General features: G+C 69.8%; 8 protein-coding genes. 1 reads left to right on the plus strand and 7 read right to left on the minus strand.

Features of this window, described 5'->3' with window-relative positions; all coding sequences use genetic code 11:
* The first annotated feature begins 241 nt into the window (after nt 1–241).
* Complete coding sequence (locus VF665_RS25700) at nt 242–1,903, plus strand: SpoIID/LytB domain-containing protein (protein ID WP_331056358.1); 1,662 nt, start codon at nt 242–244, stop codon at nt 1,901–1,903.
* Nucleotides 1,904–2,057: 154 nt separating this feature from the next.
* Here VF665_RS25700 and VF665_RS25705 read toward each other — a convergent pair whose 3' ends face one another.
* The 7 genes from VF665_RS25705 to VF665_RS25735 all read right to left on the minus strand — a co-directional run.
* Complete coding sequence (locus VF665_RS25705; RefSeq protein ID WP_331056359.1) at nt 2,058–2,906, minus strand: hypothetical protein; 849 nt, start codon at nt 2,904–2,906, stop codon at nt 2,058–2,060.
* Nucleotides 2,907–3,010: 104 nt separating this feature from the next.
* The gene (locus VF665_RS25710; RefSeq protein ID WP_331056360.1) at nt 3,011–3,538 is read right to left on the minus strand and encodes a GNAT family N-acetyltransferase; all 528 of its coding nucleotides are present in this window, start codon (nt 3,536–3,538) and stop codon (nt 3,011–3,013) included.
* On the minus strand, nt 3,538–4,485 hold the full coding sequence (locus tag VF665_RS25715) for a glutathione S-transferase family protein (RefSeq protein ID WP_331056361.1): 948 nt from the start codon (nt 4,483–4,485) through the stop codon (nt 3,538–3,540). Before VF665_RS25715 ends, VF665_RS25710 begins: the two co-directional genes overlap by 1 nt.
* Nucleotides 4,486–5,001: 516 nt before the next feature.
* A complete protein-coding gene (locus VF665_RS25720) occupies nt 5,002–5,961 on the minus strand; it encodes an MlaD family protein (protein ID WP_331056362.1) in 960 nt (319 codons plus the stop codon).
* Nucleotides 5,958–6,734, minus strand: coding sequence for an ABC transporter ATP-binding protein (locus VF665_RS25725; protein WP_331056363.1), 777 nt, complete (start codon nt 6,732–6,734; stop codon nt 5,958–5,960). The genes VF665_RS25720 and VF665_RS25725 overlap by 4 nt, the downstream gene beginning before the upstream one ends.
* 10 nt (nt 6,735–6,744) lie before the next feature.
* Nucleotides 6,745–7,605 (minus strand): ABC transporter permease, encoded by an 861-nt coding sequence (locus tag VF665_RS25730; protein ID WP_331056364.1) that lies wholly within the window; start codon nt 7,603–7,605, stop codon nt 6,745–6,747.
* 237 nt (nt 7,606–7,842) lie between these two features.
* Nucleotides 7,843–10,005: efflux RND transporter permease subunit (locus tag VF665_RS25735; RefSeq protein WP_331056365.1), on the minus strand; the 2,163-nt coding region annotated here is incomplete at its 5' end.

Genomic DNA, 10,005 nt, shown 5'->3' on the forward strand with positions numbered 1-10,005 from the left:
CCATCCGCACCATCAACCCTCCCCCAGTCCCTTTTGGGGGAGGGTGGGCGAGGCGTGCGAGCCCGGGTGAGGGCCGCCCCGGACTCCGCCACTCACACCGCATCCACACGGGGCCGCTGGTGCGGGCGAAGCGCAGAGGTGCCGCCTGTATGTCCAAGAGATGGCGGGAGGTGCACGGATTCTGCGGATCGTGTATCGTACTTCCCCGGACGGTGCTCTCTCCCCTTCCCTGGACTCCGCAATGCGCTCGACAAGAATCCGGATCACCCTGCTCGCCGTCCTTGCCGCGGCGGCCGGGTGCGCCGACCAGCTTCCCACCACGCCCGCATCCACCCCCGCCACCGGCGGTCCCAGCACGGCGGTGGAGCCGTACGCCGGGCGCATCCGCATCGGCGTGGTGCCGGCGGCCGCTTCGGTGCGGGTGGGCGCCAACGGCGCGTACGAGGTCCGCGAGAAGGGCACCAACACCCTTCTCCTTTCCGGCGCGGCGAACGAGATGCTCACCGTGACGTGGGACACCGTCTCGGTTTCTGTCACCAGCCGCCGCCTTCAGGTCGTCTGCACCTCCAGCACCGCGGACCGCGACCAGCGCATCGCGAACGGAATCGCGGCCGGGTTCCCCAGCGCCGCCGAGTTCGTTGCCACCGCCAACTGCTGGCGCGTGTACGTGGGCGAACGGCCGCTCCCCATCGACACCGCCGCGGAGCGCGTCTACAAGGACCGGGTGATCGCCGCCGGCCAGGCCACCTCCGCCGCGATCTGGAAGACGGTCACCCTTCCGCAGGACCTCCCCCGCTACGTCCTCACCCGCTCCACCGGGGCGCAGGTGCTGTCCGCCGCTCCGCCGGTGGTCCGTCCCTCCACCGGGCAGGTGATCATCGGCACGGCCACGTACCGCGGCACGGCGGAAGTGGCGCGCAACGCGGCGGGTACGCTGGCCGGCATCAACGAACTGCCCATGGAGGAGTACCTGTACGGCGTGGTGCCGCGCGAACTGGGGCCCGCGACGTACCCGGAGGCCGAGGCGCAGAAGGCGCAGGCAGTGGCGGCGCGGACGTACGCCCACGCCAACCTGGGCAAGCACTGGAACAACGGCTACGACATGGGCGCCACCGTCGCCGACCAGGTGTACGGCGGCTTTGCGGCCGAGCACCCCACCTCCACCAGCGCGGTGAACGCCACGGCCGGCATCGTGGCCACCTACAACGGCGCCCTGATCGACGCGCTGTTCTACGCCACCAGCGGCGGGCGCACCTCCAACAGCGAGGACGTGTTCAGCGGCACGGTGCCGTACCTGCGCGGCGTGTGGGACGCGCCCGCCGGGCAGGAGCTGTCCGGCACCCCGGCGCTGCTGGCGGACCTGCGCAACCCGTCGTGGACGGGGGCGTACGGAGGGTTCCACAGCTACCATCGCTGGAACTACCGCTGGACCAGTGCGCAGATGAGCTGCGTGATCGGCGACTTTGCCAACCGCCCGGTGGGCAAGGTGAACGCCATCAACATCCTCGCCCGCTCCGCCACCGGGCGCGTCACGCAGATCGAGTATGTGACGGACGCGGGGACGTTCGTGGACAACAAGACGGCGATCCGGTCCTCGCTGGCGTACATCAACGGCTCCGGCGTGCCCACGCTACTGCCGAGCACCCTGTTCGTGGTGGAGCGGCTGACGGACGCGTCGGGCGCGCTGACCGGGTACGCCGTGTACGGCGGCGGCAACGGGCACGGCGCGGGGCTGGCGCAGACCGGCGCCGTGGGAATGGCGCGCACCGGGCGCACCTACGACCAGATCCTCAAGGCGTACTACACGGGGATCGCGCTGGAACAGAAGGTGGGGACGCGGCGCGACGGCGTGGCCCCCACCTCGCCGACCGCGACGGACCCGTACGACTGCACCAGCGCCTGACGGCGATCGTCCGCGTTCCACAAAAAAGCGGCGGGCCGGAGCATCGGCCCGCCGCATTCCTGTTTCTTTCCAGAGAAGGATGGGGCTCGGCGGAGGCCGGTGCCAGAGGCGGGCTTCTCCGCGCCCCGGTCAGCGTTTGGGAGGCCGTCCGCCGTCAGACGTGGACCTGGATCTCCCGCGCGCCGCCGCGCCGGGCGCCGCCCAGCCCGGTAAAGATGGCCTGCGCGCACTGCGCCGTGGTGTACCCCAGCCGCGCGATGTCTTCGTAGCGCCAGATGAACGCGCCCTCCAGCTGGGGGAACTGCGTCTGCGTCACCGCGAGCTGCGCCTGCATGTCCTGCGGGCTGGTGTCGTCCAGCTTGTACCCGGGAACGATGAACGCCTGCGGGTTGGGCACGGTTCCCTGCACCACGGACGGCCAGTCGGAATAGGTGGCGCCGCCGTACAGCTGCAGGTTCCACCACGCGAACCCGGCCGCATTCCCGCCGTTGGTCTGCTGCAGCACGCCCTGCCAGAAGCCGGAGTCCTGGTACGGCGCCGCAGTCACCATGAGCCCCAGCCCGTTGGCCCACTGCGTGAGCTCCACCAGGAGCTTGCCGTACGGATCGTAGACTTCTTCCAGGTCCCAGTCGAACCCGTCCGCGCCCACCGTGGCGGCGGCGCTCGCCATGGCGGCTTTGAACGTTTCCAGGTTGTTCTGGATGCCGTCGAAGTCCTTCCAGAACGGGCCGAAGGAGATGAGCACCGTCTGCACGTTCCCCTGTGCCTTGAGCGCGGGAACGATGGTCTGCAGCGTATCCAGCACGCCGTCGATGGGCGCGTCGTTGTAGTAGATGGTGCCGTCCTCGTGGACGTGCCACTGGCCCAGCAGCACGGTGCCGAAGCCGGACGCCGCGATGTCGGCGGCGGCCTGCTCCATGGTGGTCCACTGCTCCTGCGTGGGGTTGGCGATGTCGAACGTTCCCTGGCAGTACAGGGCGACCTTCTGCGGATTCGCGGGCATGGACGAGTCTCCGGGAGAAAGGGGGACCGCGAGGACGACGCAGGATATGACATCTCCCGGAACCAGACAAGATTGTGCGTTCGCTCCGCCCCGCCCGGCCGCCGCTATGCGTCCGGTGCGCCGAGCGAAAGGAGGTACGCGGCGATCCGTTCGCCGGTGGGCGCCACGAAGTCGTGCTCCGGGTCGCGCACAAAGCCCATCCGCTCGTACAGCCCCACCGCCACCGTCATCGCCTCGTTGGTGTGCAGCCCCAGGTGCGTGGCGCCGCCGGCCCGCGCGCGGCGGATGCACTCCTGCACCAGGGCGCGCCCCACGCCCAGCCCGCGCGCCGCGTCCGCCACGGCCAGCAGCCGCAGCTCCGGCCACTGCACCGCGCCCGACAGGTCGCCGTAGGCGCTCACGGCGGGGGGATACAGCATCACGCTGCCCAGCACCTCGCCGTCCCGCTCCGCCACGATGCGCTGCACCGCGGGATCGTCGCCCGCCAGCGCGGCCAGCAGGGCGCCGCGCAGGGACTGCCAGCCCTCGCCCATGGTCTGCGCATACTGCTCGTACGCCGCCAGCGTGCAGCGGTGGACGGCGGGGCGGTCCTGCGGAGTGGCGTCGCGCAGGCGGATTCCGTGGGTGTCCATCAGCCCAGGCGCTCCCGATCGTGCGGCTGCATCCAGTCGATCACGGGGCCGCGCGGCACGATGCGCGTGGGGTTGATCTGGTCGTGCGTCATGTAGTAGTGGCGCTTGATGTGGTCCTCGTTCACCGTTTCGCCAAAGCCGGGGCGCTGGTACAGGTCGCGGGCGTACCCCCAGAGGTGGGGATAGTCCACCAGCCTGCGCACGTTGCACTTGAAGTGGCCCACGTACACCATGTCGAAGCGCACCAGGGTGGTGAACAGGCGGATGTCGGCTTCCGTAAGCTGCCGGCCGACCAGGTACCGCTGGCGGGACAGGCGTTCCTCCAGCCAGTCCAGCCGCGCGAACAGCGTGTCCACCGCGCCTTCGTACGCCTCCTGCGCGGTGGCGAACCCGGCGCGGTACACGCCGTTGTTCACGTCGCGGTACACGATGTCGTTGATTTCGTCGATCTCGCCGCGCAGGTGCATGGGGTACAGGTCCGGCGCGCCCGGCTTGTGAAAGGCGACGAACTCCGTTTCCATATCGAGGGTGATGTCGGGATAGTTGTTGGTCACCAGCCGCCCCGTGACCCGGTCCCACAGGCAGGGCACCGTGAACCGCCCCGTGAACGTGGGATCGGTGGCCAGGTACGCCTCGGAAAGAAAGTGGAATCCGTTCACGGGATCCGGGCCGTGCCCCGGGCCTTCGCGAAAGGCCCAGCCCCGCTCGTCGCGAATGGGGTCCACGGCCGACATGCTGATGACGCCTTCCAGCCCCAGCAGCCCGCGCACGATGACGGACCGATGCGCCCACGGGCAGGCGTAGCAGACGTACAGGTGATAGCGGCCCGCCTCTGCGGGGTAGCCGGACGAGCCGTCGGCGGTGATGCGGCCGCGGATGTTGTACGGCTGGCGGACGAACGCGCCGTCCGCGCCGGCCTCCGCCGGGAATTGTGCCTTCGCGGTCATGTGCCCTGGTTCACGTCGGTCAGGTGGAATGGCTGCCGCGGCTCACGTGCAAGTGCCGCGCTTACCGCTCGCCGCAGTGAGGGATTGGTCGCTGCGGAGAGCATCGGGCTCGCGCTTCGCGCAGGCCCCTCCCCCGCCCCTCCCCGTGCAAACGGACGCACGGAGGGGAGAACGGCGGTCGAGTGCGCCTCGGACGGTGCCGGTGCATGCGGAGAGGCCCCCTCTCCCCGGCCCTCGCCCCGCTGTCGGGGGAGAAAGGGAAACCGCAGTTCGAGGCCCGGCGTTCGGCGTCGACCTGTGGCCCACGCAGGAGCCAGCCTCACGGCAGTATCGTAAGGCTTTCAGCCGTGGTTGCGGCGACTTCAGTCGCTCAACCAGGCCGGGAGCCGGATTCATCCGCTCAGGAGAGCCTGGGCCCGGATCCCTCCCCGCGGAATCCTCCTCCGAATACGACAAAGCGGGCCCGGATCGCTCCGGGCCCGCCCTTCGTCGTCGTCCCGGCCCCGACCCCGCGGATCAGAACACGCGCACGTTGATGTAGCGGCGCGGGTTGGCCTTGATGTCGGCCGTCAGCTCGTTGAGGCTGTTGACCGCGTTGTTCAGGTTCTGGTACAGCTGGTCGTCCTGCGTCAGCTTGCCCAGCGTGCCCTCGCCGCGGTCGATGCGCGCCGTAAGGCTGGCCAGCGACTGCCCCGCCGACTGCAGCGACGCCGACGCCGCGTCCAGGCGAATCGTCATGCTGTCGGTGCGCGCGATGGCGCGGGCCAGTTCCGGGCGCGTGGCACTGGCCTCGAAGCCCCTGGCCGACGCCGTCAGGCTGGTGGTGAGCTGCGCCAGCTGAATGCGCTGCTCCGCCGCCAGGACGGTGAGCTGCCGCAGCAGCGCCTGCATGTCCTGCGCGCTTCCGCCCACCGCGTCGATAGTCTTGTCGTTCAGCAGCCGCTGCGCGCGGATGAGCACGCTGTCGCCATTGGCGGCGATCTGCTCGGCCGACTGCGAAAGCGTCTCCTGCTCCACGTTGGGGAGCACCGCACCGTCCGCCACCCGCTGCGCACTGGTTCCCGGCTCCACCACCGCCACCATGCTCTGCAGCAGCCCGCCGCTCACGATGCTGATCTTGCTGTCGGCGGGAACCGTGAACTCCTTTTCCATCTCCATGGCCACGCGCACGCCGTTGGCCTGGATCTCGAAGTCGCGGATGCGCCCGATGTTCACCCCCTTCATGCGCACCGGGTCGCCCTTGCGGATGCCGCCGGCGTCCTTGACCATGGTGTACACGTGGTACCGGCCGCGGAAGGTGCCCGGGTCGGTGAGCGCGAACAGCGCGGTCAGCACGGCGAGCAGGCCCAGGACCACGAACAGGCCCACGTGAATTTCGCGGCGCGGGGCGCGGATGGGAGCCATGGCCCGCAGGTCCTCCTGAGAAAGTCGGTTGGCCGGCGCGGTGGGCGCCTTGCCGTCGGCACGCTGAATCATACGGGCTCCAGCAGATCGTCGGTATCGGGAACGTCGCGCTCCAGGAAGGCCCGGACCAGCGCGTCGGAACTGTTTCGGAATTCGTCGGCCGTCCCCACGAAGCGGATGCGGCCGTGGTCCAGCATGGCCACGCGGTCGCTGATGGGGAGCGTGCCCTCGATGTCGTGGGTCACGATGATGCTGGTGACCCCCAGGTCGGTGCCCAGCTGGTCGATCAGCCGGTGCACCACCGTGCCGTTCACCGGGTCCAGCCCCGTCACCGGCTCGTCGTACAGCAGGATCTCGGGGCGGCCCACGATGGCCCGCGCGATCCCCACCCGCTTGCGCATGCCGCCCGACAGCTCCGACGGCAGCTTGCTCAGCACCTTGCGCGGGGTGAGGTTCACCATCTCCAGCGACTCGGCCACGGTAGCCAGCAGCGCCTTGCCGCCGATCTCCTTCTGCTCCTCGTCGCTCAGCCCCTGCGCCACGTTCTCGAACACCGACATGCTGTCGAACAGCGCGGCGTTCTGGAACACGTAGCCCACCTTCTTGCGGATGGCGGCCAGCTGCCGCCGGTCGGCGCGCACCACCGACTGCCCGTCGATGACCACGTCGCCGCTGTCGGGAATGATGAGCCCGATGGTGTTCTTGAGCAGCACGCTCTTGCCCGTGCCGCTGTGCCCCACCACGGAGATCGTCTCGCCGCGCCCCACCGTCAGGTTCACCCCCGCCAGCACCGGCTGGTCAAAGGCCTTGTACAGGTCGATGTACTCCACCATCACGTCGTTCACGCGGCGCCTCCTAGTTCAGCAGCAGCGGCGGGAACATCGCGTCCAGAATCAGGACGCCCAGCGTCATGGTCACCACGCTGGCGGTGGTGTACTTGCCCACGCCCTCGGCGCCGCCGCGCGTCGCCAGCCCCATGTGGCTGGCCACCAGCGGAATGATGAAGCCGAAGCTGACCGCCTTGGCCAGCGAGTAGAACATGTCCCAGTCGTGCCAGAACAGCCCCGCGCCGTAGAAGAACGACTCGCGCCCCAGCCCCAGGGTGAACTGCGCCGCCATCATCCCCGTCAGCAGCCCCACGCCGTTGGCGATGGCCACCAGAATGGGGACCGAGATGATCCCCGCCACGATGCGCGGCGCCACCAGCGTGCGCACCGGGTCGCGCCCCAGCGAGTACAGCGCGTCGATCTGCTCGGAAACCCGCATGGTGCCCAGCTCGGCCGTGATGCGCGCCCCCACCCGGCCGATGAGCACCACCGCCGTGAGCACCGGGCCCAGCTCCAGGATGATGGAGCTGGTCACCACGCTCCCCAGGTAGTAGAGCGGCACGTTGCCGGTGAACTGGTAGCCGCCCTGCTGCGAGGTCACCACCCCGGCCAGCCCGCCCGTCACCAGCACGATGGGGATGGAGCCGATCCCCATCCAGTACACCTGCGTGGCCACTTCGCTGAGCGGAATGCGGCCGGTGAACAGGTACACCATGGTGCGCCAGAACAGCGTCGCCATTCCGCCCGCGTGCTCCAGCGTGCGCTCGGCCGCGCGCCCCGCGGCGGCCAGCCGGCGCTCCACCCAGCTGAGCGGGGCCCGCGCCGGGCGGCCCGCGGGGCGTATAACGGGGCTGCCCGCCGGGGCGGGCTGCTCGCGCGTCGTCTGCATGCAACCTCAAGAAGAAAGAAGCGCCGGCCCGGTGTTCCGGGTCCGGTCGCGTGCCTCCCACCGGGGAAGACGCGATACTACCCCGCTGTCGCCACTCCGTTCACCCGCGGCGGTTCCCGTCCGGGAACGTAAACCCGCTTCCCTGAACCGTATACGGGATTCATCGCCCCGCCGGATGCATTCCCGGCCCCGCCGCGCGCGCTCCATGATGGGGGCGCACGCGGCGGTGCACATGGGTCAGTCTCCCTGGAGCGCCGGCTCGCGGTCCGGCGCGGCCACCCGCCGCGGCTCGTGCGGCACCTGCTGCGGCGCGTGGCCGCCATGGCCGTGCCCCCCGCCCCCGCCGTGCCCCGACGGCGGGGTGCGGCCGAACAGGTGGAACACCTTGGCCCGCATCTCGTCCAGCAGCTCCCACACGGTGGGGATCACCAGCAGCGTCAGCAGGGTGCTGGTGATGACGCCGCCGATGATGGCGATGCCCATGGGGGCGCGGAACTGCGCGCCCTCGCCGCGGCCCAGCGCCACGGGAAGCATGCCGGCGATCAGCGCGAACGTGGTCATCAGAATGGGACGCAGGCGAATGGCGCCGGCCTCGATGAGCGCGTCGCGCGTGCTCATTCCGCTCTCCTTGCTCCACTTGGCGAAGTCGATGAGCAGAATGGCGTTCTTGGCCACGATTCCCATCAGCATGATGATGCCGATCATGCTCATGAGGTTCAGCGTGCTCCCCGCGATCTTGAGCCCCAGCACCACCCCCACCAGCGACAGCGGGAGCGAGAGCAGAATGGCCAGCGGGTCCAGGAAGCTGCCGAACTGCACCACCAGGATCAGGTACATCAGCATCACCGCCACGCCCAGCGCGAACATGATGCGCCCGAACACCTCGGTCTGGTCCTCGGTGTCGCCGCCAAAGCTGAGCTCGTAGCCCACCGGCAGCGGCACGCTCTGAATGCGCGTCTGAATGTCGCCCACCACCTCGCTCAGCGGGCGGTCCTGGGTGTTGGCCTCCACGTTGATCACCCGCTCGCGGTCCAGGTGGTCGATCTGCGCGGGCCCCAGCTCGCGGCTGATGGTAGCCACCTGCCCCAGCGGCACCGTCACCGGACCGGTGGGCCCGGCCAGCACCAGCGGAACGCGCTCCAGGTCCGCCGTGCGCTGGCGCGCCTCTTCGCTGAAGCGGATGTACACGTCGCGCGTTTCGCCCGACGGGTCCACCCAGTCGCCCGCGTCCACGCCCGCGAAGGCGGGGCGCAGCGCCTGGGCGATCTGCCCGGCCGTCACCCCCAGCGCTCCGGCCAGGCCGCGGTTCACGTCCACCGAAAGCTCCGGCTTCTGCCCCTTGGTGCTCAGCGACACGTCCACGGCGCCCGGCACCTGCCGCACGTGCCCCTGGATCTGCTCGGCGATGCGGTTGAGCACGGCGATGTCGGGGCCCTGCAGCTGAATCATGATCTGCTTGGTGCCGCCAAAGTTGCCCGTGCCCAGCGCCGCCGTGGCGCCGCCGATGGCCTTGGCCTGCTCGCGAAGCTCGCTGGCGATTTCTTCCTGCCCGCGCTCGCGCTCCGCCTTGGGCTGCAGGCGAACGAAGACGCGCCCCTCGTCCACCGAGCCGCCGCGGCCGCCCACCGTGGTGTAGGTGTAGCGCACCTCGGGAATGCGGCGCGCCATGGCGGCCACTTCTTCACTCTTGAGGCGCGTGTAGTCCAGGCTGCTTCCCGGCGGCGTGTCGATCTCCACCTGGAACTCCGACTGGTCGTCCTTGGGAAAGAACTCAAAGCCCAGCTTGGCCCCTTCCGGCGCCGCGCCGATGGCCGCGCCCATCCCGATCACCGAGACGATGGCGATCACCGCGCGGGTGGCCACGCCCGTGAAGCCCCGCGGCAGCCGCGCAAAGGTCAGCACCATCACCGCGGCAAGCACCACCAGCATCACCGCCAGAAAGGCCCACATCCCCTTGGCCGGCACCACCAGCGCGCCCACGAAGGTGCCGATGGCGATGATGATCATGGCCAGCGCGTGGTCCAGCGCCCACGCCACCACGTGGCGGTAGTCGTTGGCGCGGCGGTCAAACCAGGCGTTGAAGCGGTCCAGCATGCGCGTGATCCACCACTTCTGGTGCTCTTCGCGGTGCGGGTCCGGCCAGTACGCCGACAGCATGGGGTCCAGCGAAAACGACACGAACAGCGACACCAGCACCGAACAGGCGATCGTGAGCGCGAACGGCGCGAACCACTGCTCCGCCAGCCCGCCCATGAAGGCGATGGGAACGAACACGCAGACGATGGAGAAGGTGGTGGCCGCCACCGCCAGCCCGATCTCGTCGGTGCCGTCGTGCGCCGCCCGGAAGTGGTCCTTCCCCATCTCCACGTGCCGCACGATGTTCTCGCGCACCACGATGGC

The organism is Longimicrobium sp. (genome assembly GCF_036387355.1).
Classification (GTDB): Bacteria; Gemmatimonadota; Gemmatimonadetes; order Longimicrobiales; family Longimicrobiaceae; genus Longimicrobium.